The following is a 26,569-nucleotide window of genomic DNA, read 5'->3' on the forward strand; positions in this document are numbered from 1 at the left end:
AAAATAAACGTCAATTGGACTCTACATATTTCTTAAAGTTATCGAGGATTGCCTGCCAACCTCCCCTTTGCATTTCAATGGGATTTTGATCTTCCGCATCAAATACTATGGTGACTTGTGTTTGGTTTTCCAAAGATTCAAATGTTACACTGGCTCTTCTACCATCTTCCATTGTATAACTAATTAATTTTTGATCGATCACTTTGTCATATGTGGCTTCAAACTCGAAACCAAAACTTCCATCTTTTGCTTCCATTCTTGCGCTGTATTTACCACCAACTCGTAAATCATTTTTGGCCCAAGGGCATTGCCAATCGTCAGAAGCAAAGTTCCAATGGATGATATGTTCCGGTTTGGTGTAATCGTCCCAAACTTTTTTGGAATTTGTTTGTATTGTTGATTGAATGGTAATTTGCTCGGTCTTCATACCGGGAGATTCTATTTGTACGGATTTTTCTTGAAAAGCATTTTCTTATCTTCTCTCAGCGATTTCTTTTATGATCTCCAAACATTGGTTCCAACTTTCTTCCGAATGTTTCAATTTGTCCTCGGCCGTAAATCCAGTTTGCGTTAAACGAATAGTCACAATTCCGTTTTTCTCTTCCAAGTGATTTTCAATGATCGAATAGTTTTCAGGTTGATCCGGTAATCCAAAAAAAGCCGTAAAATAAGAATATTTGAATGTATGAGGAGATTGGAATTTAAGGATGGTTCCTTTTTCTTCATAAGGTGTTCCTTCCCACACTCCTTTAAATAAAAGCGAACTTCCTTCTTTCCATTCTGAAATAGCCTCAGTTCCATACAAATATTCTTTGATGTATTTAGGGGATGTAAGTATCTCCCAAACTTTTTCCAAACTAGAATGAATGGTTTTTGTCAGATGCAAATGTAAATTGTGATTCAATTGGTTTGTTGTATTCATTGTGTTCCTCGGAAAATACCATACCAAAAAGAAAAAGATTTGGATTGTAAAAACACGACAAACCGCTAAATAAGTGGTATGGTCAGAGAAAAAGGAAAACCGGCACGAGGAGTTTTACGCCAAACCAAGGCCGACCTGGTCGCAAAACACAATCGGTTTTTTGCCAATGAAAAACTAGATTTTTTTATTGAGCACTATTGGACTGTTAGTTGGGACTTAACAAACCAAAAACCTTATCTTGCAGAAACACTACCTTACCCAAGCGTTCACATTGTATTTGAAAAAGAAAATTCAAAAATTTTTGGAGTCACCAAAGGTAGATTTTCTACCTTATTACAAGGAAAAGGTTCTGTCTTTGGAATCAAATTTCGTCCCGGTGGTTTTTATCCTTTTTTTAAAAAATCAGTTTCTACTCTCACGGACAAAAAATTACCTCTATCGATTCTCTCCAATGAAGAAATTTTAAACCTAGAAAACCAAATTTTTAACTTAGAAGAAGAAACAAGTCGAGTCGAATTGGTTGAAACTTGGTTAGAAAAAATTCTAATCAACCCAGATCCAAAAATCCCTTTTCTCAATGGAATCATAGATAAAATCAAAGAAGATCGAGGGATACAATCGGTAGACCAAATTGTAAAATTGACTTCGATGAACCTTCGAAGTTTACAAAGGTTATTTCGGGAGTATGTGGGAGTTAGTCCAAAATGGGTGATCCAAAGATTTCGCATCCAAGAAGTAGCAGAACGAATTGAAAAAGAAAAAACAATCCATTATGCAGAAATGGCTTTGGATTTAGGTTATTACGATCAGGCACATTTTATAAGAGATTTCAAAAACACAATAGGCTTAAGTCCAGAAGAGTATTTGAAAACGCTTGTTTGACTTAAAAAACATGGCTAAAGTTGACAAACAACTGCTCATCTTCCCTTGACTTTGCATAATCGATCATAATGATAGTTGCTTGGTTCCAAGCAATCCGCAAACCCAGACCTCGAGAATAAGCATATCCTTTCCAACCTAACTTATGTTCATCGTCCCATACACGGCCATAATCAAAAAAAGGAACTAAATTAAAGGCAAAAAATTCATCTCCAAATTTTGCCTCAGCAAATTTCCAACGAACTTCTGTGTTTCCCCAACCCATAGCCCTTCCGACAAATCGATCCTGTTTGAAACCTCGAATGGTCCTGAGTCCTCCAAGACCTCCCACAAGTCCTTCCGTTCCCCACATATTTCGATATTCATAAAAAGGAGCTTCCCCATCTGTCACACCCAATCCAAATCGATTGGCAATGACTAACTTATCAAACACCTTTGGAAAAGGACTCCAAAACAATTTTGTTTGCGCAAAGTATTTCTGGTAATCGTAATCAGATCCAATGGACTTGGTATGTTTTTCATACGTTGCTTCGGCAAAAATTCCAGAATTGGGATCTGGTTCAAAGTCTCTTGTATCATAAACAAGCCCAACACGAAGAGCATTCACATAACCACCATTATATCCGATTATTTTTTTACCTTCATAATCTTCTGTAAGTCGAGTTTTTCCGTTTGGAACATCGGCAGTATGTTCACCACCAAGAAGCGGATCCACACCACGTGCTAATTTTCCATCATAAGTTCTGACTATGTTATTAGAAAATTTTAGACCTGCAACAAGACGTACAGTTCCACCTACAAAAGAACGTTCTGTACTTGTAGTTGCCATCGGAGTTTCAATCGTATAACGGTTGTACATTTTATCTGTTACAACAAATCCGGGTGCTTGCGGAAATCCAGAATAAGTTTTTCCTCCAAGACTTACTGGATCGGAACTCGTACCTGGGCGGTAAAAAGCCAAGTTATTTTCTTGGTCCATATAACTTGCGTTTATGATATGTCTTCCATCTTGTTGGTTTCTATCCAAATAAGATAGGGGTTTCATACTCTCTTCACCAATTCCAAAATAAAGAGTGGTAGGTGTAATGGTTAGAAACAAATCAGCACGTAACCGCCATTGAGTGTCTGCAATGAAAGGCATGTCCAAACTAACCTGATGGTATTGGGCATTTTTATTTGTATTAAAATATTGCCCGAAGACACGCATCCGATATGGCGTATAATAATAAAGTGGATCTGCTTTTTTTCCATTATCGTAAAGATAAGCACGAACACCATATCCAATCCCTTCGTTCGGATCTGAGTTGATGAGAGGGAGTCCCGTCGGATACCAACCTTCTCGTTTGTCCTCTATATCCTTTTTACAAAGTTGTTTTGAAGGATCCATGGGAAAGGGAAGGTTTTTCGGTGGAGGGTCTTTCTCACAACCGGCGCTGGGCATATATTCCTGGGCCGAAAGAACACTTGGAATGACAAAACATGCCAAAACAAAAAAGGAAAAAAGAACAAGGCTAATGGATCGGTTCATAGGTCTGTGTTTGTACACAAACCATGGACGCTACCTGTGCAAAAGAATCAGTCAACAAAAAATGAATTTCCACTCACTTTTTGGAGGTGGGTCGTCTCCACCCCCATTCTGCACGAAAAGGAGGAGTTCCGGACAAAATGATCGTCAATTCGTCATTTCTTTGGCCATCGCATCCAGCTGAACAATGATCCCTCCGGTAGATTTACTACTTTCTGATATTTGTTTGGAAATTTCGACTATATTGGTCGCATATTCAGAAATGCTTGTGGTGATTTTTGTAGATTCTTCGGTCGCAATCTTTTGGAAGTTCGTAGAATTTTCGATGGTTTTGCTTGTTTCGTAAATCCTGGTATTGAGGTTGTCGATGGTTTCAATTGCTTTGTCAATTTCCACAATCTTTGTACCAACTCCCGTGATTTCATTTTTAATGATGCCAATGGCTGTATCCAACTTTCCCATCATTTCCGATGACCTATTGATCAGTTCACTACTTTCACCAATCAATGAAAGGTTCTCCTGAATGATCTTAGAAATTTCTTTGGAGTTTCTAGTCGTTGCATCAGCTAACTTTGATATTTCTTCGGCAACAACAGCAAAACCTCGTCCATGTTCACCAGCTCTTGCTGCTTCAATGGCAGCATTTAACGATAATAAATTTACTTTGTCTGCGATGTCATTGATCACAGAGACAAAATCAGAAATCTCTGTACTTTTTTCCTGAAGGATATTAAACTTATTGATCGAAAGATGAATGTGTTCGGAAGTATCAGTCGAATAACCTAATACAACATCTAAGTTTTTATAAATCCTACCGGTTCCAGTTTGTACCGTTTCATTGATGACTTTTAGATCATTCACTGATTGAATAGACGTTTCTGATTCATGATACAATGATTTTGCGATTTTATTATTGGAATCTGCTTTGGAAGATAATTCTTGCAAAGAAGTTGAAATTTCAGAAAGAGAAGTAGCCTGATGTTCCGAAATTAGTTTTAGCTCTTCTGAAATTGTATCTTGGTTTTTAATTTGTTGTTTCATCATATCAATTGTGTTCAAAATGGTTTTTGCCATATGTAACAAATTGTCTAAAGCTTTTTTGGCCTCTTTTTGTTTCTCAACTGCCAAATTTAGCAGAGTCCTTGTTGCTGTTGCCCCAACAGTGGCACCAATCCCAACCCAAACAAAAATCAAAAACCTCACAATGATATTACTCTTTGGCCCACCAGGAATCAACTCAGGTCGCAAAGCGAACAAAACAACTTCGGATATAATAATCAAAATAAAGTTATATATAGATGCATTACGATTGAAGTATAATACACTTAAAACAAAAGAAATATAAAACGTAGCAGCAAGTTCAGTTGCTCCATAAATTTCATATTGAAATACCAACAAACACAATGTAACCCCTGTGATGGATATATAACTAGAAGACCAGTGTGTTTTTAATTTAGAAGAGAGTAAAAAACCAAAAACCAATATAGAAGTAGCAAGAACAAACTCAATGAGGATACTCTGGTATGTCAGATAATCTGAACCTTTCCCTGCAAGTTTAATGGAAAGTGTTGCAACATTGGCGAGGGCAAGGATCGATAGAAACGAAAGAAACATCCGTTTGTTGTTTCGTAACATCACTTCCGTGAAGAGGTCATCGGAAATCGTCATGGCTTTCTTTGGGGCAAAAAATTTAGCAAACAAACTGTACCTTCTTTAGAAAGGAAATAGATTTAGGTCATACTTTAGAAATGGAATCTATTGGCAAGAAACGTCCTAAAACCCAACAGACGTTCGCAGACCTAAGGTTTGGCCACAGAATCCCACAAAAAGCCAAAGCCCGAGGGTGAACAAAACTGCCATTGATTCCATTGCGTGAATATCCTGAACCTAGTTCACCTCATGGGATGAGACGAACTGAACCTAATAGAATTACAAATTTTTTCCCAGGGAGACGAAAGAATCGTTTAGAACGCTTCAAAAGAATTTAGAAAATTTTTCCTAGTTCGTTTTCTAAAAAAATCTCAGAACCTGGTTTGTATCGGCAAATCTTCCGATTTGGGTTACGGATCTCTTCCTTTTCGCTATCAATTCAGATTTCGCATTTTAGGTTTTTGGATAAATTTTTAGAAAAAAATCATCAATGTGCAATTAACCTTTCTTCACAATACACTTATTAGGTTGAAAAGAACGCATTCAAATAACATATCATTAAAACATACTGTTTTTTTCTTCAAGACCACGAATCGCCAGTTAGTATTTCCTCTAAATTTTCCAACAGGATTGACACAAAACAGAAGTCAAACGATACCTGTCAAAAAAATGATCAGGAGAATCATGTGAAAAAGAACATTTTCTTTGGCATCTCACTCACATTCATATTACTAACACAAAACTGCTCTGGTATATCATACCACGCTAGTTATGTGCCAAGTGCTAACACCAACCCAACTAGGGAATACGCAACAGCTTCCACTCTTTACAAAGGTGGACTTTTCTTCCACAAAACTTATGTTCCTGGACCACTCGGACTCAATGCAGAAGGAACTTCTGAAGGAAGAGGTTGTAGCCATTCCGTTCTTTACTTGTTTTCATTCGGTGATTCATCTATCGAAACAGCAAAGAAAAATGGAAACATCACAAAAGTTGCCTACTTGGATTATGAACAACTCGGAATCTTAGGTTATGTTTACCATAGAGTTTGTGTAATTGTGAAAGGATCATAAACGGAGTTCAACAATGAAAATGAAATTAGTATTTATCTCTCTATTAAGTGTATTTTTATTCGCAAATTGCGCTATTGGTCCAACACATGGACTTCTTTTTAGCTCTACTAAATTTGCGGGTACGTTTAACCCAGAAAACAATGTAAAGTCATCAAAAGAAGGAAAAGGATGCCAGTTTACTATCCTTTATCTTTTTAGCGTTGGTGATGCAGGCGCAGGATCTGTTGCAAACAAAAACGGAATCAGTAAAATTGCAACCATCGACCACTCTTCTTTATCTGTCTTTACCGGTTTATTCCGTAACTACTGTACAATTGTATCTGGAGAATAATCATGAAATACCTTTTACTTTCAATTTTTAGTTTGGCACTTTTTACAAACTGTGTGACCACTCCACTTCCAGGTTACTTATTCTCCAACACCGCCCAACATCTAAACGGGGATGCCGTTGGGAATATGGTAACGTCTGCTAAAGTAGAAAAATCAGGAAAATCTTGCAGTCTTTCTGGTTTGGTCATAAACATTTTCTACTACGGATCAGGAAACTCTATTGAGGAAGCAGCACAACATGCAGGAATCAAAAAGATAGCTGTCGTTGATAGAGAATCTTTAACGATTTTGCCATTCGGACTCTTTTATCGCGAATGTGTAGTTGTTTGGGGGGAATAGACCGTGTCCCATAACAAAATCATTCTAACATTGGGGGTGGTGTTTTTGTCTTTTGGAAGTTTACTTGCCAAAGACTATGACTCCACTCACGAATTACCAGAAGTCAGGCAACCAGACAAACACCGAGTGTATATCCGTGGTAACGTTGGCTACGGAGCAGTATATTTTCCAGGCATGGATTATGTAAAGAACGAGATATATACAGGGCTTGCACTCGGTTCATACACTGTAAATAACCTATCTCAATTTGGTAAATTAAAAGATGCCAATTAAGGAACTTCAAATCAGCTTGATATTGAATACCGTTACATGGACAAATTCCGGATATTTAGGGAAAGTCGTACACTGGTTAATGAGTTACCAAAAGATGATTTTAGAAAATTACAATTTAAAGAAAAAAGTTCCAGCTTAGGAGTTGCCTACTTTCATCCGTTAACACCGCACCTAAATATTGGTGTAAGTTTACGACAAGTAGATATCGACCAAATAACAAGAAAGAACTATGGTGCCTTTGATTTTGGATTTATTAACTATACGACTTCTGTTTCTTTGTTATCAGTTGTAAACAGGGAATTCAACATGAATGTGAAAGGAATCGTACCTGGACTCCATATAGAAATTAAACCACTACGCTGGTTTGAAATCCATTTCGGAAAACAGTTCTATAATCTTTCAGGAAACGATGTCAGATCCACATTGATAATTGATTCATATCGGGTAGCAAATACCAGTTATGAAATTCCCTACTTAGACGCTTCTAATGGTAGCGTTGGTTATACTGGAGAAAAAACAACTTTGGATTTTGTATTCAGATTTTCTTCTTGGTTTGCCACTAAGTGGGGTTATACTGCAGAAAGATACACAATGAAGTATAAAAATTACTTTATATACACGGGTAAAATTGAATCCTCAATGATTTATTCTGCAATAGAAGGTTCACAAAAACAAAACTTTGAGTATGGTTCAATGAATTTCACACTTGAATTTTCCAAAAGTTTTGGAGAATAAACTTTCAAAAAATCCTAACAGGAAATTTTTCTCCTGTTAGGTTCATTTCTTCACTCATTAAATTTTAAGAACATTTCGTTTTTACCTTCTTCTGTAAGTTCGTTTTCCTTAACTTTCCTTTTTAATCCCAAACTGATACCAATCCACCTTGCGAGTGAAATGCATCACGGCGGAAAGAACCAAAAACAGCGCCAACGATCCTAGAAGTAAAGCCTGATCTTCAGAAGCTAAAATCACATACAGAAAGGAATACAAAACAAAATAATAAGAAGCAGTGATTACCCCTTTCTTTTTGTTTTTTAAAACACTAATGGCATAGTATCCAATGAGTCCCGTCACAGCCAAACTGGATAAAATATATGCTGGCAAAAATCCAAAGTGCTCTGAAAAGGATAGGTTTAAAATATAAAACAACACCATAGCTGATCCAATCAAAATGTATTGGATGGGATGTAATAATACGCCGCCAAACACTTCCATTAGAAAAAATAAGGAAAAGCTTGTGACAATAAAAAGTAATCCATACTTAACTGATCTTTCCATTTTTAAATAATGGTCCACTGGGATAACCAAATTCACACCATAAGCAGAATTTACTATTGCATTTAACACAGATTCATCCATCGAGTGGATCACTTGTGGATAAGATCTTGCAAAATATGATGACTCCCATACCGCAGAAAATCCATCATCTTGGATAGACCGATCTTTTGGTAAAAAATTTCCATTAAAAGAAGGATCTCTCCAATCAGAACTCATTACTAATTTAGATTTTTTTCCTATTGGAACAACGGAAAATGTTTCCGATCCTTTGATTTCTAATTGGATTTCAAAGGGAATAAAATTTCCCGCTTCGCTAAGGTTAGCCGAGGCATTGAGCCCTGAAGGTAGATAAGAAGATCTGGTTCCAGGTAAAAACTTTTTTTCTTTTCCCGCCCAGAACAATTTCATTTCACCGCCCAGTCCCTTTAAATCAGACACAGATAGAATGATCCGAGCATCCTCCCAATAAATGTATGTTGTATCTAAAGGAAAATCAGAAGAATACATTGGTGAAAATTTACCAGAAAGTTTCATCTTACTTGTGTATAATGGAATTTCGTAGATACTTCTTTTCCGAAGTTCTGTTTTCATCTCTACAACTGAATCTAACTCATCTGGCAAAAAATATGCATAATCTGTAATGTAATCCCACTTATCTTTTTCCTTTGTAGAACCTGATTTTGGAATCCTTACATTATATGGAACCATAAGAATTGGACCTACGATAGTTTGACTAGATCCCCATTTTTCACCAACCTCAACGACGGCTTGGTTTCTCGATGCACTTCTTTCTTCTATCAAAGAACCTATCATCACCAGTGGGATGATAAATAATAAAACCATCCCACCTAGAATGGCCAAACGAAGATTAACAGATGTTTGTAGTTTACTCATAAAAAACTCCTATCTTTAAGATAAGGTATTTTCGTGAGTCTTTTATGATCGAAATGTGAGGATTCTGTGAGGATCTACTTCTTTGGAAACTGAATCGAAACTTCCACACCACGAGGACTTCGGTTCTGGACCTTCAATTTTCCGCCATGTAAATCTACAATTTGGCTAACAATGCTAAGCCCTAAACCAGAACTCTTTCGATTGTTTGTAGGACGAGGTAAGGAATAAAACTTTTCTGTGATTCGATCCAAAGCAAAATCAGGAATGGAATGACCTTCATCCAATATAGAAAAATCGATCGAATGGTCTGGATTTTCCTCGATTCGAATGCGAATGGTATCGTTTTGATTGGCAAAGTCGATTGAGTTTCTGATTAAGTTTTCAATGCTTAAAGACAAATAGTTACGATTCCCTAAAATTTCCAAAAGTTTATTTTTACATTCGATCATAATCTGAATGGATTTCCATTCTAGTTCGGATTTGAAATTGGCAATCACTTCCAACACGAGATCATATAACAATACATAGTCGTCCATTGTGATCGTTTTTTTCCCTTCTAAGGAAGAAAGCTCTAACATTTGTTCAATGAGTTTTTGAATTCGTTTTGCTTCTTCGTGGATGTTTTTTGTCAAACGATCTGATTCATTTGGATGAGATTGTAAAAGTTCAACAGATGCCAAAATGGAAGAAAGGGGACTTTTGATCTCATGAGTAAGGGTTTGTACATAAGATTCTATGTATTTTTTGCCTTCAATCTCTTCGACCAACAAATCAACTTCTTTGCCCAGTTCATTCAGCTCACGAATTCCTATTTTTGGAAACACAACCTTTTCCTTTTTTCGTAAAGAACTTACATACTGAGACAAACGCAAAATAGGACGAAAACTCAAATAAGCGAGTAAACTAAAAAGGATGGCAATGGCAGAAGCAACCAGTAAAGAGATACGCCAAAACTTTTTTTTGGCTTCATCAATGAATGGAATCACACCAGTTTTTGGTTTGATAACAGTAAGAACCCCGATCATTTGATTTTTGAATCGGATCGGGGAAGCCACAAACAAAGCTCCTTCGCCTTCTATATCGAGTAACTTACTGGACCTTGCTCCATATTTACCTTGAAGAGTCAAATAAACATCATTGAACTTTGAATAATCGAGACCTTCCCGGTAGGACTCAGAGTCAAAAATCACAATCCCATTTTTATCGGTGATATAAAGTTGGATGTCTGTATAGGTTTTTAATAACGAATAAATTTTTGCTTCAAACGAACGTTTGTTTGTATTTTCAAATACGGGAGAAAACAGAGTATGAAGGAATACCTTAAAATGATAAATATCTTTTGGATTTTGTTCCAATTCTTCTTCGACAATGGCAGACAAAATATGTGCCGTATCATTCAAAGATTCTTCGACCGTCTCCATATAACGAGGCCGAATGGATTCTTCTGTTTTATCGATTAAATAATAAAAACCAATACTTAAGATAAAAAAAAACTAATGATGATGCGAATCCAAAGGTTCATATTTTTTCCTTCAATCCATATCCTTGTCCCCTTCTTGTTTCAATGGGGTCGAAGTCTGGTTCTATTTCTTTGAACCTGGCACGGATGTTTTTAATCACAGTATCCACAGCGCGGTCGAAACTATCTTCTGGTTCTGTCCAAACACTGTCCATAATTTCTTCTCTTGTGAAAATTCTACCTGGCCATTTAAAAAACAGTTCCATCGTTTTGTATTCATAAGGAGATAAATTTAAGTGATAACCATTGAAATAAACCAACTTTTTATCCAGAGAAATTCTAAGTTTGTGATCTTCTAAATTTTGTGTCGGAGTGGATCGTCGTAAAATCGCACGAATCCTTGCCAGAAGTTCCCTGGGGCTAAATGGTTTGACAATGTAATCATCAGCGCCAATCTCAAGCCCCAAAACTTTATCAATTTCTGTATTCCTAGCAGTTAAAAAAATAACAGGCGTTAAATATTTTTTTCGAATTTCTTTTAATACTTCAAATCCATTTTGATCAGGAAGTCCGACATCAAGTATGATCAAAGATACATCTTGTGAAACTTTTTCAATTCCTTGTTTTCCTGTAGAGGCCAAAGAAACAATAAACCCTTCAGACTCTAATGTAATCTGAATGGTTTCCTGAATTCCTGGTTCATCCTCTATTAAAAGTATCTTTGTCATCGAAACTAAATTATTTTCCTTCTGCCCAGGACTCTTCTCTTGGATCGGCGACACCAATGAGTTTTCGATTTTTATCATCATTTAACACGGCACATACGGAACCTAAATCATTATCCAAATGTCCTTTTTTATATACTTTGTATCCTTTTTCTTTCAATGAATCAGAAACTTTTTCATACAAAGATTCTTCTAACTCAATTCCACCGGGACGGTAAACGTGAGGAGAAAAACTATCTGGCCAGTTCACCGAACGAAATCTAGGTGCTTCCACTGCTTTTTGTGGATCCATTCCAAATACTATTACATTCAAAAAGAATTGGATCATCGCTTGGCTTTGGACATCTCCCCCTGGAGTTCCAAAACTCATCCATAACTTTCCATTTTTTAAAACCATTCCTGGATTAGGAGTGATCCTTGGTCGTTTGCCAGGTGCCAGCGCAGAAGGATGATTGGGGTCTAAACGAAATTGAGTCATCCGTATACCCAATGTGAGTCCAGTTCCTGGAACCATAGGTGATTGCGGAAAATCACTTGGAGTGAGAGAAACAGCATTTCCAGAAGCATCGATGATACTCAAATAGGTTGTATCTTTTCCATATTTAATTTCTCCTACTGAGACATCCTTTACTTCGTTAGGCGGCAATTGCAAAGAGGATTGTTTTTTAGAAGAAAACAACCAAGGGTTTCCACTGGGAGGAGTGGCACCAAAGGCTTCTTTTTGTATCAGTTTTCTTCGTATTGCTGCATATTTTTTTGAAAGTAATCCATCTAAAGGAACATCCACAAATTTGGGATCACCAAAATACCTTTCTCGATCAGCAACTACAAGTTCGATGGCTTGCGATACTGTATGAATGTATTCAGGAGAATTATGGCCCATCGATTTTAAGTTCACACCATCTAACAGTTGCAAAACCATTGGAACCACGGGTCCTTGGGTCCAAGTTTGGTTGGATAAAATTTGATACTCACCATATTCACCGGAAATAGGTTTTTCCCAACCACCTGTATAATTTGCCAAATCTTCTTTTGTAAAGAGTCCTCCTTTTTCCGTATGTAATTTGACAATCGCATCGGCAACTGGTCCCTTATAAAAATAATCCCTAACTGATTCTAATGCTTGTTTTCTGGTTTTTCCTTTTTTGAGAGTTCTATTTTCTTCGTCTGCCATTGACTTCCAAGTTTTTGCAAGGTCCAAACGTTTTGTTAACTCCCCTTCTCGGATTCCATACCACCATTTTTTTTCAAGATACACTTCGGAATTATAAGGCATAATGATTGTAAAACCCAATCGTTTGTATAATGGTAAATCTAAGTTTTTGACAAGAATTCGGTTGGCAGGAAATCCTTCTTCCGCAACAGCAATTGCCGGTTTTACTAATTCAGAAAAAGATTTTGTCCCATGATCTTGTAACAGTCGTACGATGACATCTGGGGATGCAGGCAACAACTGAGCCAAAATAGAATTTTTTGGCATTACATCATAACCCTTTTCTTTAAACCATTCGATGTTTGCTTTTTTAGGAGCTGTTCCTGCCCCAATATAACTTTTGACTTGTCCTGATTTTTGGTCGTACACCAAGGTAGGAGCAACGGATGGAAAACTAGCTGCTTCCCCATTTGTTACATTTAACACAAGCAATGCGGCTACTGCTGCATCAATCGCATTCCCTCCATCTTCTAAAACTTTGATGGCCGCTTTGGTTGCGAGTGGGTTTCCCGTAGAAACCATATATTTTTTACCAACAGCGACATCCCGCAAACTTCCCTGTGGATCAACATAGGATGGAACGATAGGTCGGCGACTTCCTAAACATTGGAAGAAAAAAAGAAACACAAGGGAAGTGATTAAGATTTTAAGAAAATGTAACATAGACCCTCAAAAACAGCCATTTCTGCAAAATGGTGTCAAAATTTGATTCTATGTCGAACTATTTTTTTATAACTTAAATCGATCGGTAATCCCTTTTAAAATCTCTGCAGTGGATGCTAAATTTTGTGCAGAAGAAGACATTTCCTCTGACCCAGAAGCAGTACTTAACGTATGTTCGTTGATCTGGATGATCACTTCAGAGATTTCTCTCACTGCTCTTTTTTGTTCGTTAGTAGAGAGTTTGATTGTTTCTGCATCTTGACCCATTTGTTCAGCACCTTCGTCTACTTCTCGTTTGATGGACTCTTGTGCTGCTGTGACTGAATACAGTTTGTTCATTGCTTGACTCACTGTTTCCACATTTTGGATGATATTGTGTAACATGGCCGCCGAGGAACGAATGGCATTGGCACCCGAGTCCAATTCCCGATTGTTTTTTGTAATCATGGTTCCAATGGATTTAATGGATGATGCTGTTTTTTCGGAAAGTTTTGAAATTTCATCGGCAACCACAGCAAATCCTCTACCTGCCTCACCAGCTCTTGCTGCTTCGATAGCAGCGTTCAATGCCAAAAGTTGTGTTTGGTCTGAAATTTCATTTATGATCTGAATGATGGCCGTCATCTCTCCTGAGGAATGTAGGATATTTTCAATCATTTGGCTCATCCCTTGGATGGACTCTTCCCCTTTTTTGGCCTGATCCGAAATGGATTCAGCCAATTTTAGAGTGCTTTCAATTTCAGAACCAATTTTACGGATACTTTCCGATAATTCGCGAATTTTAGAATGGAAGTTTGCAAAATTTCCAAACTGTCTTTCGGTAGAAGCTGCTATATAATCCATACCAGCAGACATCTCTTCAATCGTTGCTGACATTTCTTCCGAAGAGGCTGCCGTTGACTGCGCCCCTGTTGCAAAATTATTAGAAGAAGAAGTAAGTTGTTCTGATGCGGAAGCCAATTCCATTGTGATTCTTTGGATTTCTTCAAATGATTTTCTCAAACTCGCAATGAAAGTATTAAGACCTTGGCCCATGCGCCCAATTTCATCATCATAGACTACTTGAATGGAGGAAGTTAAATCACCCTCAGACATTGATTTGAATATATGACTTACATTTTCCAGTGGGTTCAAACGTTTGCTAAGTAAAACATATAATAACCAAATAGAAACAAGTGCAATTAAGATAGAAGACACAGCAACGATGAGTAATAATTCAAAAAGTGCTTCTTTGATTTCTTCCTTTGGTTGGATGGCAAGGATCACCACACCCCAGTCATTTAGATTGTAACTCACGGCAAGATGTTCTTTTTCTAAGTAATTAAACTCTAACACCTCTCCCGTTTTAAGGGATAACATACGAGCACCTGATTCATCTTTAGATAAATCATATTTTAAAATTTGTTTTTTCTCTTTTAAAGCAATGAGCAAACCAGCTGTTGTCGAAACGACTACATATCCATCACGACCAATTTTGATTTTGTTGATTACTTTGTCCGTTAAATCCATCAAAGAAAGTGCAATTCCAGCATTTCCAATTAACTTATCGCCGTCATACACAGGATAGGTGATAGTCGCAACAGGGTTATTTGTAAGAGGATTCATAATTGGTTTACCAACAAAGTATCTCTTTTCCTTACCAGCCTTTAGTTCTGCCGGATCCATATCAGCCGGTTTCATTTTCCAACCGATGGCCTTACCCGTAGCGTCAGCAACAACACGAGGATCGTTATCATAAGTATGAGTGTAAATATTTTCATACACTCCGTAACGATCGTTCATTTCTTTAAAGTAAGCCTGTGCGATTGGTTTTCCTGTTTTTAGGGAATCAATGGTTCTTTTATCATTGGCGACAGTTTTGATGACATTGACATGGTTTACAAAAAAATCATCGATCTCTTGTCCCACAACACCGACAATTCCATGCATTTGTCCAATGTAGGCCTCTTGAATTTTTTTTTGTCCGAAGTAATATGCAACAGCGCCAACAGAACAACTGATGATAAAAAGAATGGAGGCACCACTTAAAAGTAATATGAATTTGATCGAATTGCGTTGCATAAAATTTCCTCGATATTTGTATTGAACATGGTTAAGAATATCAAATTATTCTTAATGAACTCAATCTCAGGCTTTTGGTATAGAGTTTGAAATCGTTGTTTTTTGGCAATCTACCTAGAATGATTCTAAGGAAAAAACCTTTTTTTAAGACTTAGGGATTACTCCTCAAAGTCCAAAGAATATGAAAAATGAAATTTATACAAAGTGGGAAGAGGACTCAGCACTTGTGATCACAAGAATCTCTGGCGCTGTCACCGAAGACGAAGTTTCCAAATGGAAACAAAGTTTAGAAACAACTTTCTCCTCTATCCCGAAAGGAACAAAATTTAAAATCTTTGTCAACCTTCATGGACTGAATCCTTCGTCCGTCTCTGCGCACAAAGCTTACCGAGACATCGTTCCCCTTCTCTTAAGCAAATACAATTGGCGGATTGGATATCTGGATTTGTTCGACGAAGCAAAGGATTTAAAACTAACATCCGAGAACGGAATCGAATGTCTGGCCGCTGTTCATTGCCATCACGATAGTTATAAAATCAATGAATATGAACGCAGGTTCGGGAAAACGTCAGAACATTTTTATGATGATCCAGAAAAATCGGAAACCTGGATACGTAGTTATCCAGTGGCTTCCCATTAAAACTTTTCGCTTACAATGAATTCCGTTGTAAGCCCTTCTTTCCTTTTCAATATGAATCCTGTTCTTTAAATGACCAAAGGGAATCTGAATTGACATTTCATTTTCAGACGTACAATCGCCGGAATGAAAAAGATAATCTTGGTCTCTCTATTTTTTTTAATTAGCTCTGCTGTAATGGCAAATCCCGAAACCAAAGCGAACGAACTTTGTGATTGTTTAAAAAAAGGCAAAACAAACGAGAATGCAGAAGATAAAAAATCATGTTTATCATTAAGAGAAAAACATGTTTCAGATTTAAAAAAAGGATCTAAGTCATATGAATCCTATCTTTTGTCTGTTCAAAAATGCGAACAAACATTAGCCGGAACTCCCGAAGTGAATCCCAATCTAAATACAAAAGAAAAAATCTCTGCTGTATGTGATTGTTTTCAAAAAGCAGTCAAACAAAATCGGATGGGATGTTTTAAACTCCAAAGTGATTATGGAAAAACCATCTCAGACCCTGAAGAAAAAAAAGAATTTAATCTCTCCTCTGGAAGTTGTGGATAGTAAAATCAAAACAAGGAAAGGACTTTCCTCTTTCAACGAATCAGTCCCTTCCTTTCCATTCTCTCTCTAGTTTATTTTTTAAAGTACAAATAAACCTTTTGTAAAGGAAAATACAATATTGCAGCAAGTAGTAAAAAAGGAATCATCCAAATCAAATAGTATGTTAACTCCAAAAATACATTCAAAATTCCCACAAAAGCATTTCTATATGTAGGAACTTGAATTTTATCGGCAGGAATGGGGCTTGAAAATTGAATACTCAACGTGGCCCATTTCACCTTATCTTTTATTTTCCAAATTTCGTGTTCGGCATTGTCCAAATTATTTTCACTATCGGTGACTGCTTCTTCAATCTCCTCCCAATTTTTGGAATTGGCCGAAGTTTGGTTGTTAGCATTCGATCGTCTTGTGAATCGAATTTTTTCACGGTTTGATTTTACCTTTTGCCAAACCATTCCTTCTGTATGGTCCACAGTTGATATATCTTCACTGAGTAAAACCCCATATGTATCTAACTCAATCAAAGCTTCGTATAATTTTTCAGATCGAATATGAATTCGTAAACTCATATAAGGTGAGTCGGTATTGACTGCGGAACTACTTTCGATATAACCATACTTTGTAATAAAACCAAGAATATCCTTTCTGGTTTTTATCAAATCTTGGGTTTGGTAACTTAATTGGACTTGGTATTCTAACAATCGTTCTGCGGTTGGTTGGATAGGAACAAATACTTGTCCGAGTTGGTTTTCAACTGACGGTGGTTCTTTGGCTTCTTGCGACACAGAAGGACTGGCAGCCACTTTTTTTTCCATCGGCATGTCCATAGAACGTTTTTCCGCTTCGACTGATGCGGTAGATTCGCTGTTTGATTCTTTGCCACATTGCAGAAGGAAGGCAAAAAGAATGAAGACCATCAATTTAAAAATTTTTTTCACAAAAGATCCCTACTTGTTTCTACTTAGACTTAACAGTTCTCATGAAAAAGTTTCTCAAGTTTTAGGACGAATCCAACACCAAAAGGTGTTGGACCGGGCTTTCCGCTGCAATCTGCAAAGCAACAGAAGAATCTTTTTAAATTGCGAACCTATCCACCTAACTTCTATTGCATTGCAGGATTTACGCTACAATCCCTTTCGCGTTGGATCTGGTCACAATCATCTACAATTTTTTACTTAAAAACGACCGGGAAGGAATGGCAAAGGGAACTTCTAACTCCACAGTTCCCATCCCACCGCTTATCACTTCTACAGGATTTTGTTTATAAAAAATTTGGTCTACAGTGAAGGTTGCAGGATTTGAATCAATGGCTGTGATGACTTCCATCAAATCGCCTTTTTGGATTTTATTTTTAACTTCAATCACAATTCGTTTTGTATCTGGTTTATACTCTTTTACAAAACCTGCATATTTTTGGCTCATTTGTAGACTGGTTCCAAATTCATTATTTTGAAAGTTTCTTTCCTCTTCAGGAATTTTGTCTTCCATCCCACGACTTAAAAAACCAGAAAAATACTTACGTGAAGAAACTTTATCCAATTCTTCTAACCACTTCCGATCAAACCCTTCTCCTCGTGCAATATTATCTAAAGTATGTCGATAACTACGAGCGACCATCCCAACATAATAATCATTTTTGGTTCGGCCCTCTACTTTCAAAGAATCAACTCCAGCATCACATAACTCTTGTAAAAACTCGATGGCCCGTAAGTCTTTTGAATTCATCAAAAAAGTTCCTTCTTCATCCGTAATGAGTTCCATCGGTTCATCATTCTGTTTAGGATTTGTGACATATACTTTATACAAATCTCTGCATGCATTGTTACAAGAACCTTGATTGGCATCTCGTTTTTTAAAATAATTACTCATAAAACAACGACCACTATGAGCAATACAAATGGATCCATGAACAAAAACTTCAATTTCCATGTCGGGAACTTCATTTTTAATTTCAGCAATCTCAGATATAGAAACTTCGCGAGAAAGAATCACACGGGTGGCACCAAATTTTTTCCAAAATTTTACAGCCGCATAATTCATCGTGTTTGTTTGGACAGAAATATGAATGTCAATTTCAGGATGAGCTTCTTTTGTCAAAAGGATCAATCCAGGATCTGCCATAATCAAAGCATCTGGTTTTAATGCAGCCATTTGATCCAAATACTTTGGATAAGAAGGAAGTTTTGAATTCCTTGGGATGTTATTGACTGTAAAATAAATTTTTTTACCGAGTTGTCTGGCAAGGGTGACTCCCTTTTCCAAAGCCTCCATCGTAAAATCATTTTCACGAGCACGTAATGAAAACCGAGGCACTCCACAATAAGCTGCATCCGCACCATAAAGATAAGCGATTTCTAATTTTTCTAAATTTCCTGCGGGAAGTAATAATTCTGGAATTTTTCTCATCTGGGATACACTCTTAATCCATCCCAAAAGAATCCCCATTTCCCAAAAGGAAAAATCTATAGAAAGATTTTTAGATCGTTTCTAAAATCAAAAAAGGAAAAGACAAAGAGATCCATATTTTTTATTGTAAGACATCATGTTCCTTTACTTTCTCTTTTTAATCTTTCATGTTCTCTCGGCAATGGTATGGGTGGGAGGAATGATTTTTTATGTGATCGTTTTGATTCCTGTCATTCGGAATCCAGAACTAAAAGATCAAAAACTTAGGTTACTACAACTAACAGCGATTCAATTTCGAAATATATCTTACATTATATTTGCCATTTTTATTTTTTCAGGAACGGGAATCTTATATCTAAAAGGTTTTTTTCAAAATGGAATCAATTGGGAACTATGGTCATCTAACATTGGCTTTATGTTTATGGCAAAAATTGGTTTATTTACCGTTTTATTTTTATCTTCTTTGTACCATGATTTTGTCACTGGTCCGAAAACTTTTACTTACCTGACAACTGATCCCGTACGTTTTGAACGATATAGAAAAACATCTTCATTTTTCGGAAGGTTTAACTTACTCGTTTCTATGACCATTGCGATCTTTGGTATTTTTGTTTCCCGGGGTTTCTCAATTTTCTAATCGTTTATTCCCCTTGACACCCTAGAGTCCCTCTTTTCCCTGAAACAAATGATTCCGAGTCGCATTTTCATATCTACTTTCATTCTAATTCTAATCCTGGAGCCGGGCTTTCGCGAGACAGAACTCCAAGCCTTCCACGGGATCATGCAACCCGCCTTTGGAGCAAGACAAGCGGGGATGGGAGGAGCCTTCCAAGCGGTGGGAGGATCGGTGATGGATTTAGAATCCAATCCCTCTCACTTAGCAAGAGTGAAAAGAACCAAATGGGAGTTAGGTTCTGCAATACATCTCCCAACCATCGAATACAATGATGAATACATCGATCCAAATCCCAATCGTTCTTACAAAAATTCTACCGTAGAACATCCTAGAGCCGTCCTTCCTTACATTGGCATCATCAAACCAGTAACAGAAAATATCAGCATTGGTTTTGCTCTCTATGCACAAGGTGGTGGTGGTGGACAATTTAAAAATATCAAACGACATACTCCTGATGGAAGAACACTGAATGAAACCTTTGAAATCAATATCCCCATCATCGGAGATAGTACAAAGGCAGTTGAAGATTTAAATTTTAGATTTATGACCATGAAATCCACGTTTGGTGCCGGTTACAAAAAAGGAAACTTTGCTATCGGTGCCGGAATTGATTTTGTTTATGGGTTTATGGAATTAAAAAGAACCTACCAAGACGAAACAAGGAGTCTTACCATTCCTGGTGGAATTCGTTACCAAAGTGATTCCGCATATACAATGGGAGGAAAAATAGGTGTTTCTTATGATCTAACAGAAAACATACGAGTAGCTTATTCCTATACAACTAGAAATCTTTTGCCAATGGATGGAACCATGAAAGTAGATGGTTATGCACCAGAAAGATCTTTTGGAACAAGAGTTTCTCGTTATATGATTTGGCCCGACAAACATGTAGCGGGAATCTCCTACCGCACAGATAAGTTCATCATCGATTTTGATATCAAATACATCCCTTGGTCACAAAGTTTTAATACAAGTAAGTTTCGATTGGAAGATGTTTGGATGAGAACACCGATTGGAGTCGAAACCAATGCTTTTCAATTTAATTTAAATTGGAAAGACCAAACCATATTGGCAGTTGGTTTTGAATACAAATGGAATGAACGATTTATGAGCCGAATGGGTTATAGTTATGGCAACAATATCATTCCTGCAAGTGGAGTGAGTCCGATGTTAGGAGCCAGTATTGAACACCATCTTGCAATGGGAGGAAGTATTTCTTGGAATGATACTTCGTTTCATATTGCCTGTGAGTATGGATTTCCTAAAAAAACCTATGGCGGTAAAACTTCCGACTGGACTTTATCCCATGCTGTTTTTTCTAATAAAGAAATTCATCCATTCCAATTTTCTTATAATAAACAAATGAGTATTTTTAGTATTTATATCGGAATGGAACAAAACATATAAAAGGATCACCTATGAATTCAAAATTAATTGGAAAATTTGCAATTGGACTGTGGATTGTTACTGTCATTACCTTAGGATATTTTTTCTATTTCGGAAGTACAAGTCGTTCTCTTGACAATCGAACCGCAATCCATTTGACACCAGCAGAACGCCAATTGGTTTTAACAGAAATGAGAGCCTTACTCACTGCTGTTAATGGTATGTTAAGTGGACTTGCAGACAAAGATTACGAAGGTGCTGCCAAAGCGGCTGATGCCGTCGGTATGGGACTTGTTGCCAGTTTAGAACACCAAGAAAAAACGATTCTATTAAAACTTCCTGTGGAATTTAAAAAATTGGGATTTGGAACTCATGAAAAATTTGATTCCATCGCTGCAAAGATTAGAAACAAACAAGAAATTCATTCCCTATTGAAAGAGATGGATGAACTGACTCGTAATTGTGTCGCGTGCCATGCCAGTTACAAAATAGAAGTTGATTCCGATCAAAAATAATTTGTTTTAACCAGAATTCCAATGCCAAAAATTTCAAGATACTTTATCAAATCAGGGTTATTGTATTTATTGTTGGGAGTTCTGGTTTATGCCCTTTCCGAATTTCCAAATTCAAATTGGGAAATACAATTAATGCCTGTTTATTGGCATATGATCGCTCTTGGATGGATCACTCAAATCATTATTGGAGTATCTCTTTGGATGTATCCCAAAGGAAAAAATCCAAGTCCCAAAAATGGAAGTAAACTGGTTTGGGCTTCGTATATCAGTTTAAACTTGGGTTTAATCCTTAGGATTATTTCCGAACCTTGGATTTACATTCAAAAAGAGTTCTTCATTTTCCCATTTTTAATTTCAATCGTTTTGCAATTTACGGGAATCCTTTGTTATGTTTTAGAAATTTGGCCTCGCCTGGAACCACAAAGACAAAAATAAAATATGTTTCCGATTCAATCTGTTTGGTTCATTCGTATTGCTCTGATTTATCTAATGATTGGATCATCCATAGGTGTCGTTTTGATGTTGAACAAAGCCTTTGTTTTTTCTCCTGAAATTTGGCGGCTTTTACCATTACATTATTCTATTCTAATTTGGGGATTTTTCCTGCAGCTCATTATGGGAACCGCTTATTGGATGTTTCCCAAGTTTCTTTCGGAACATCCAAGAGGATCCATCTGGCAAGTTTGGTTTCTATTTTATAGTTACAACCTAGGATTGATTTTATATTTAATAACAAAATTCATTTTACCTTTTGAATCTTTGGCTCTACTCGGAAAATTTCTAATTTTTTTAGGTTTGATCACTTTTATGAAGTTAGCTTGGGAACGAGTGATTTCCTACAACAAATAGAAATTTCCTTCTCCACTTTTTATTAAAAAAAATACCACCATTGATTTAGATCAATTTTTTCCTGAAACAAGAATGGTAGTTTGTATCATGAAGTTTTCCCAATCGATACTCTATGGTTTTATTTTATTCTTATTTTGCATGACTTATTCATGCCATGACCATTCGGGCTCAAAACTTCCGGAACTAAACAATGGTAAACCTTGGGTGGCCGATGAATCGACAAGGATGGGGTTTCAGAAGATGAACGAAATATTTCACCATGCAAATTCTGATGAGTCAGTTGAAGACTACCATAAACAAGCGGACCAAATCACATCCATTATCAATGATATTTTATCTTCCTGTACAATGACAGGGCAAGGACACGAAGAACTACATAAATATATTAATTTATTATTAGAAGAAGTGAAAACAATGAAAGGTAATGATATTGATTTAGCAAAAAAAGCAAAATCAAACCTAATCGAAAAAATATCCAAATATCCGTTATACTTTGAATGAACAAAGTATAACGGAAAAATCTAAATATTGAATTTTATATACGGTTTATAATCCATATCCTCTTGTAGGATATGATTGGTAAGCCAAGCACGTAAAAACTTAAGAAGGTCTCCAAAGAATTGATTGAGTTCTTCGTCATTGGAAAGTAGATTTCCTGAACTCAGACGATTTTTTAGTTCTAAAATTTTATCAGTGAACCGGTCATGTTGTTTTTTATGAGCTTCTAGTTCTGGGTATTGGTTTAACTCCATCACTCGTTCTTCAATTAAAAAATGACTGAGTGTATAATCCTCTAGTTCAGAAACTGCATCCACAAGGATCTTGGATTTTCCAGAAAGATGCTCTTTGTTTTCATCGTAAACTGTCTCGATATTGTTGATCAAACGAAAGAGTTTTTTATGTTGAGAATCAATCTCTGAAATATTCGTTTCGTATTTCGAATCCCACTGTGTTACCATGAGAAAACCTCGTTCTTTCAGGTTTTTCCAGCACCCCAAGAGGACAAGTGAATAATCCAAACCACGACGAGACTATCGATTTCACTAAACCAAGAATTAGAATAAGAATCGTTCTAATTTATTTTTAGAGAATTGCTAAACTGACAGAGAACCGGCCAAAGGACTGCTTTTTCGATTTTAAATACGAACTGTACTTCTCTTTCTCATTCCCCTAATTGACAATTATCAACGCTATTGATTCGAACAAACTTGATTTAGATCAATACAGAATCTCTCTTTATAGCATTCAATGGAAGGTGAACCAATAAGTGGGCGGTATCCAATGAACAAAAAAATTTTTCAATTCACAATGATTACAATTGTCACCTGTCTCTCGCTAGCCGGTGTCTCTTGCGGAAAATCTGATGATTCCGATGCAGGCAAAGGTATTTCTGCTGTAGCAGATGACAAATCACAACAGGATGTTCTAAAAATTGCTGTAGGTTCCAAAGACCATACAACCCTTGTCGCGGCTGTCCAAGCTGCGGGCCTCGTGGATTCCCTTGCCAACCAAGGACCGTTCACTGTGTTCGCACCAACAAACGATGCATTTGCGAAGTTACCGGCAGGAACCGTAGATGATCTTTTAAAACCGAGCCAAAAAGACGCATTGAAGAACATATTAGAGTACCATGTGGTAGTAGGTAACCTAACTGAATCCATTTTGAAATCTGAGTTCACCGGTAAAGATGATGAACTTGGTATGGCAAATGGAGGTCACACAAAAGTTTCCGTAAAAAATGGAAAGGTAATGATCAATGGTGCAACCATTGTCGCATCCATTCCAGCTGCAAACGGAATCATTCATGTCGTTGACTCGGTGTTACTTCCATCAGCAAAGAAATGATAAGAAAAAAATACCAAGGAGTATTTAAAATGAACCTTTCAAAAATAAACGGAGTGTCTTTTCGAATGAAGTTCGGAATCTTACTCGGACTCTTCGTGACAATGACAATCATATCCTGTGGAGGAGAGAAAACTGAGGAAACACCAACATCTAATGCTGGTTCTAAGGGAATTGGACCAGTAAAATCTGTTACCATCGGTGCATTAGACCAGGCTATGGCAGACCGTGGTAAAAAACAATTTGAAGCCAAGTGTTCCGCTTGTCACAAATTCGAAGAAAAGGTTGTCGGACCAGCTCTTCAAGATGTAACACTCCGCAGAACTCCAGAATGGATTATGAATATGATTCTAAATCCAATTGAGATGACTCAAAAAGATCCCATTGGACAAGAGTTACTCGGTGAACACTTAACTCAAATGACTTTTCAAAACATAAAGGAAGAAGAAGCGAGAGAGATCCTCGAATACTTCCGTAAGATGGATTTAAAATAGGTAACGATATGTTAAAAAAATCAAATTTAATACTAGTTACACTTGGAATCGCTCTTTTTGCATTCGTTCCGAATTGCAAAAAGGGTGCGGCAACGGCAACACTTGCTTCCGATGCTGCTTCTAGAGTGTATGTGGCTCCGGGCGATAAGGACGAAGTGTACGCCTTTTTGTCTGGTGGATTTAGTGGTCAGATGTCCGTTTACGGAATCCCATCTGCAAGACTATTCAAAATCATTCCAGTATTCTCCGTTTTTCCTGAAAACGGATACGGATTTGATGAAGAAACCAAAGACATGTTGAAAACTACTCATGGTTATGTGCCTTGGGATGATAGCCATCACGTAGAAGCGTCTATGACAGATGGTAAACAAGATGGTCGTTGGATGTTCCTTAACGCAAACAACACACCAAGGCTTGCAAGGATTGACCTAAAATCTTTTGAAACAAAAGAGATTTTGGAAATCCCAAACACTGCCGGAAACCATGCTTCCCCATTTGCTACTGAAAACACAGAGTATTTGATGGCAGCAACACGTTTCTCGGTTCCTGTTCCACAAGCAAGTGTGGCAATCGACAGTTTTTCCAAAGGTGGGTTCAAAGGAACTGTCACTATGGTAAAAGTTGATAAAAACACAGGAAGACTTTCGATTGAGTTACAAGTTCTAGTTCCAGGATTCAACTATGACTTATCACATTGTGGTAAAAAGAAATCCCACGACTGGTGTTTCTTCAGTAGTTATAACTCGGAACAAGCTCATAAAATGTTAGAAGTTGGTGCTTCTAAAAAAGATAAAGACTTTATCTTAGCATTCAACTGGGTTCGTGCGAAGGAATGTAAAGACCAAGGCAAAGCTTACAACTTTGGTGGTGAATACCTAAACAATTTCAAAGATGAAAACAAACCTGCCGTTTCAACAAAGTTAAGCGGTGTGAAGATGTTGAATCCGAAGGATTGTCCAGGTATGATGTATTACATGCCAACACCTAAAAGTCCACACGGAACTGATGTTGACTCTACTGGTGAGTACATTGTTGGTGGTGGAAAGTTAGCATCCGTCATTCCAGTTCACTCCTTTAGCAAAATGATGGAAGTAAAAGACAAAAAGGAACACCACTCGACTGAAATCGAAGGAATTCCAGTTCTTAAATACGAATCCACACTTGCTGGTGAAGTACAAAAACCATGTCTTGGTCCATTACACACTGAGTTCGACGGTCAAGGGTATGCTTATACTTCTTGTTTCGTAAGTTCAGAGGTTGTAAAATGGAAACTAGGAACATGGGAAGTGGTGCAACATCTACCTGCTTATTATAGTGTAGGTCATTTATCCATCGTTGGTGGTAGTTCCACTGAACCTTATGGTAAGTATCTCATTGCGATGAACAAAATTACTAAAGATAGATATCTACCAGTTGGTATGGAGTTACCACAAAGTGCACAGCTCTATGATATCTCTTCTGGTAAAGCTGAATTGTTGTCTGACTTCCCTACTGTGGGAGAACCACACTATTCACAAATGATTCCAGCAAAGTTAATTATGGATAAAACTGCGAAACTCTTCCCGTTAGAGGAAAACAAACATCCATACGCGACTAAAAATGAAAACGATGCAAAAATCGTTAGACTTGGAAGTACAATCCATATCTACATGACTGCGATTCGTTCCCATTTCAAACCGGATATCATTGAAGCAAGAACTGGGGAAACTTTATACTTCCACGTAACTAACTTGGAACAAGATTATGACATTCCTCACGGATTTGCAATCGGTGGAGCACCTAACATGACTAACCTTCTTATCATGCCAGGTGAAACTAGAACCTTCAAATGGGTAGCACCAAAACCTGGTGTGTATCCTTTCTATTGCACTGATTTCTGTTCTGCTCTACACCAAGAGATGCAACAGTACATCCGAGTAAATCCATAA

29 protein-coding genes are annotated in these 26,569 nt (G+C 37.1%); 17 read left to right on the forward strand and 12 right to left on the reverse strand.

Annotation, left to right across the window (positions count from 1 at the left end):
- Positions 1–10 precede the first annotated feature (10 nt).
- Positions 11–427: an SRPBCC family protein gene (locus EHQ47_RS03980; RefSeq protein ID WP_135748152.1), complete on the reverse strand. Its 417-nt coding sequence runs from the start codon at positions 425–427 to the stop codon at positions 11–13.
- A 45-nt stretch (positions 428–472) separates the two neighbouring features.
- The gene (locus tag EHQ47_RS03985) at positions 473–922 is read right to left on the reverse strand and encodes an SRPBCC family protein (protein ID WP_135748151.1); all 450 of its coding nucleotides are present in this window, start codon (positions 920–922) and stop codon (positions 473–475) included.
- 78 nt (positions 923–1,000) lie between these two features.
- Here EHQ47_RS03985 and EHQ47_RS03990 point away from each other — a divergent pair, with 78 nt between their 5' ends.
- Positions 1,001–1,804: a helix-turn-helix domain-containing protein gene (locus EHQ47_RS03990; protein ID WP_135748150.1), complete on the forward strand. Its 804-nt coding sequence runs from the start codon at positions 1,001–1,003 to the stop codon at positions 1,802–1,804.
- A gap of 1 nt (position 1,805) precedes the next feature.
- On the opposite strand, the gene omp85 is transcribed toward EHQ47_RS03990, so the two are convergent.
- Entirely contained in the window at positions 1,806–3,329 is a 1,524-nt protein-coding gene (gene omp85, locus EHQ47_RS03995; protein WP_135748149.1) for an Omp85 family outer membrane protein, read from the reverse strand.
- Between the two features lie 144 nt (positions 3,330–3,473).
- A complete protein-coding gene (locus tag EHQ47_RS04000; RefSeq protein WP_135748148.1) occupies positions 3,474–5,027 on the reverse strand; it encodes a methyl-accepting chemotaxis protein in 1,554 nt (517 codons plus the stop codon).
- Positions 5,028–5,662: 635 nt separating this feature from the next.
- On the opposite strand from EHQ47_RS04000, the gene lsa14 reads away from it, so the two are divergent.
- Genes lsa14 through EHQ47_RS04020 form a run of 5 tightly spaced genes read left to right on the forward strand, consistent with a single transcriptional unit; the run spans position 5,663 to position 7,726 of the window.
- Complete coding sequence (gene lsa14 / locus EHQ47_RS04005; RefSeq protein WP_135748147.1) at positions 5,663–6,049, forward strand: adhesin Lsa14; 387 nt, start codon at positions 5,663–5,665, stop codon at positions 6,047–6,049.
- Positions 6,050–6,062: 13 nt separating this feature from the next.
- Entirely contained in the window at positions 6,063–6,380 is a 318-nt protein-coding gene (locus EHQ47_RS04010; RefSeq protein WP_135748146.1) for a TRL-like family protein, read from the forward strand.
- A gap of 2 nt (positions 6,381–6,382) precedes the next feature.
- Positions 6,383–6,718, forward strand: coding sequence for a TRL domain-containing protein (locus tag EHQ47_RS04015; RefSeq protein ID WP_135748145.1), 336 nt, complete (start codon positions 6,383–6,385; stop codon positions 6,716–6,718).
- Positions 6,719–6,721: 3 nt separating this feature from the next.
- On the forward strand, positions 6,722–6,991 hold the full coding sequence (locus EHQ47_RS19800; RefSeq protein ID WP_244290211.1) for a hypothetical protein: 270 nt from the start codon (positions 6,722–6,724) through the stop codon (positions 6,989–6,991).
- 36 nt (positions 6,992–7,027) lie between these two features.
- Entirely contained in the window at positions 7,028–7,726 is a 699-nt protein-coding gene (locus tag EHQ47_RS04020) for a hypothetical protein (protein ID WP_244290212.1), read from the forward strand.
- Positions 7,727–7,834: 108 nt separating this feature from the next.
- Here the strand turns inward: EHQ47_RS04020 and creD are convergent, their stop codons facing one another.
- The 5 genes from creD to EHQ47_RS04045 form a co-directional block, all read right to left on the reverse strand.
- Positions 7,835–9,163: a cell envelope integrity protein CreD gene (creD, locus tag EHQ47_RS04025; RefSeq protein WP_135776592.1), complete on the reverse strand. Its 1,329-nt coding sequence runs from the start codon at positions 9,161–9,163 to the stop codon at positions 7,835–7,837.
- Between the two features lie 74 nt (positions 9,164–9,237).
- The gene (gene creC / locus EHQ47_RS04030; protein WP_341867456.1) at positions 9,238–10,647 is read right to left on the reverse strand and encodes a two-component system sensor histidine kinase CreC; all 1,410 of its coding nucleotides are present in this window, start codon (positions 10,645–10,647) and stop codon (positions 9,238–9,240) included.
- A 34-nt stretch (positions 10,648–10,681) separates the two neighbouring features.
- On the reverse strand, positions 10,682–11,350 hold the full coding sequence (locus EHQ47_RS04035; RefSeq protein ID WP_135776594.1) for a response regulator: 669 nt from the start codon (positions 11,348–11,350) through the stop codon (positions 10,682–10,684).
- Positions 11,351–11,360: 10 nt separating this feature from the next.
- Positions 11,361–13,223 (reverse strand): gamma-glutamyltransferase family protein, encoded by a 1,863-nt coding sequence (locus tag EHQ47_RS04040; RefSeq protein WP_135776595.1) that lies wholly within the window; start codon positions 13,221–13,223, stop codon positions 11,361–11,363.
- Between the two features lie 66 nt (positions 13,224–13,289).
- The gene (locus tag EHQ47_RS04045; RefSeq protein ID WP_135748139.1) at positions 13,290–15,284 is read right to left on the reverse strand and encodes a methyl-accepting chemotaxis protein; all 1,995 of its coding nucleotides are present in this window, start codon (positions 15,282–15,284) and stop codon (positions 13,290–13,292) included.
- Between the two features lie 181 nt (positions 15,285–15,465).
- On the opposite strand from EHQ47_RS04045, the gene EHQ47_RS04050 reads away from it, so the two are divergent.
- Together EHQ47_RS04050 and EHQ47_RS04055 are read left to right on the forward strand one after the other, a co-directional pair.
- Positions 15,466–15,924, forward strand: a complete 459-nt coding sequence (locus EHQ47_RS04050) for a hypothetical protein (protein ID WP_135748138.1) — start codon at positions 15,466–15,468, stop codon at positions 15,922–15,924.
- 123 nt (positions 15,925–16,047) lie between these two features.
- Positions 16,048–16,473 carry a hypothetical protein gene (locus EHQ47_RS04055; RefSeq protein ID WP_135776596.1) on the forward strand — a complete coding sequence of 142 codons (426 nt, stop codon included), beginning with the start codon at positions 16,048–16,050 and terminating at the stop codon, positions 16,471–16,473.
- 71 nt (positions 16,474–16,544) lie between these two features.
- Here the strand turns inward: EHQ47_RS04055 and EHQ47_RS04060 are convergent, their stop codons facing one another.
- Together EHQ47_RS04060 and EHQ47_RS04065 are read right to left on the reverse strand one after the other, a co-directional pair.
- On the reverse strand, positions 16,545–17,390 hold the full coding sequence (locus EHQ47_RS04060) for a DUF4349 domain-containing protein (protein ID WP_135776680.1): 846 nt from the start codon (positions 17,388–17,390) through the stop codon (positions 16,545–16,547).
- 244 nt (positions 17,391–17,634) lie between these two features.
- Positions 17,635–18,879 carry a U32 family peptidase C-terminal domain-containing protein gene (locus tag EHQ47_RS04065; protein ID WP_208727383.1) on the reverse strand — a complete coding sequence of 415 codons (1,245 nt, stop codon included), beginning with the start codon at positions 18,877–18,879 and terminating at the stop codon, positions 17,635–17,637.
- Between the two features lie 136 nt (positions 18,880–19,015).
- Here EHQ47_RS04065 and EHQ47_RS04070 point away from each other — a divergent pair, with 136 nt between their 5' ends.
- The 6 genes from EHQ47_RS04070 to EHQ47_RS04095 all read left to right on the forward strand — a co-directional run bounded on the left by EHQ47_RS04070 (position 19,016) and on the right by EHQ47_RS04095 (position 22,806).
- Positions 19,016–19,516 (forward strand): hypothetical protein, encoded by a 501-nt coding sequence (locus EHQ47_RS04070; RefSeq protein ID WP_135748135.1) that lies wholly within the window; start codon positions 19,016–19,018, stop codon positions 19,514–19,516.
- 48 nt (positions 19,517–19,564) lie between these two features.
- Positions 19,565–20,962, forward strand: coding sequence for an OmpP1/FadL family transporter (locus EHQ47_RS04075; protein WP_135748134.1), 1,398 nt, complete (start codon positions 19,565–19,567; stop codon positions 20,960–20,962).
- Positions 20,963–20,973: 11 nt separating this feature from the next.
- Positions 20,974–21,456: a hypothetical protein gene (locus EHQ47_RS04080; RefSeq protein ID WP_135748133.1), complete on the forward strand. Its 483-nt coding sequence runs from the start codon at positions 20,974–20,976 to the stop codon at positions 21,454–21,456.
- Positions 21,457–21,477: 21 nt separating this feature from the next.
- Entirely contained in the window at positions 21,478–21,891 is a 414-nt protein-coding gene (locus EHQ47_RS04085; protein ID WP_135776598.1) for a hypothetical protein, read from the forward strand.
- Positions 21,892–21,894: 3 nt separating this feature from the next.
- Positions 21,895–22,305, forward strand: a complete 411-nt coding sequence (locus EHQ47_RS04090) for a heme-copper oxidase family protein (RefSeq protein ID WP_135748131.1) — start codon at positions 21,895–21,897, stop codon at positions 22,303–22,305.
- Between the two features lie 87 nt (positions 22,306–22,392).
- Entirely contained in the window at positions 22,393–22,806 is a 414-nt protein-coding gene (locus EHQ47_RS04095) for a hypothetical protein (RefSeq protein WP_135748130.1), read from the forward strand.
- Between the two features lie 20 nt (positions 22,807–22,826).
- Here the strand turns inward: EHQ47_RS04095 and EHQ47_RS04100 are convergent, their stop codons facing one another.
- Entirely contained in the window at positions 22,827–23,264 is a 438-nt protein-coding gene (locus tag EHQ47_RS04100) for a bacteriohemerythrin (protein WP_135696381.1), read from the reverse strand.
- A 289-nt stretch (positions 23,265–23,553) separates the two neighbouring features.
- Here EHQ47_RS04100 and EHQ47_RS04105 point away from each other — a divergent pair, with 289 nt between their 5' ends.
- Genes EHQ47_RS04105 through nosZ form a run of 3 tightly spaced genes read left to right on the forward strand, consistent with a single transcriptional unit; the run spans position 23,554 to position 26,569 of the window.
- Positions 23,554–24,150 (forward strand): fasciclin domain-containing protein, encoded by a 597-nt coding sequence (locus EHQ47_RS04105; RefSeq protein ID WP_135776599.1) that lies wholly within the window; start codon positions 23,554–23,556, stop codon positions 24,148–24,150.
- A gap of 29 nt (positions 24,151–24,179) precedes the next feature.
- Complete coding sequence (locus EHQ47_RS04110; RefSeq protein ID WP_135748128.1) at positions 24,180–24,641, forward strand: c-type cytochrome; 462 nt, start codon at positions 24,180–24,182, stop codon at positions 24,639–24,641.
- An 8-nt stretch (positions 24,642–24,649) separates the two neighbouring features.
- Positions 24,650–26,569, forward strand: a complete 1,920-nt coding sequence (nosZ, locus tag EHQ47_RS04115; RefSeq protein WP_135696372.1) for a Sec-dependent nitrous-oxide reductase — start codon at positions 24,650–24,652, stop codon at positions 26,567–26,569.

Origin of the sequence: Leptospira bourretii (assembly GCF_004770145.1) — a bacterium.
In the GTDB taxonomy this organism is placed as follows: domain Bacteria; phylum Spirochaetota; class Leptospiria; order Leptospirales; family Leptospiraceae; genus Leptospira_A; species Leptospira_A bourretii.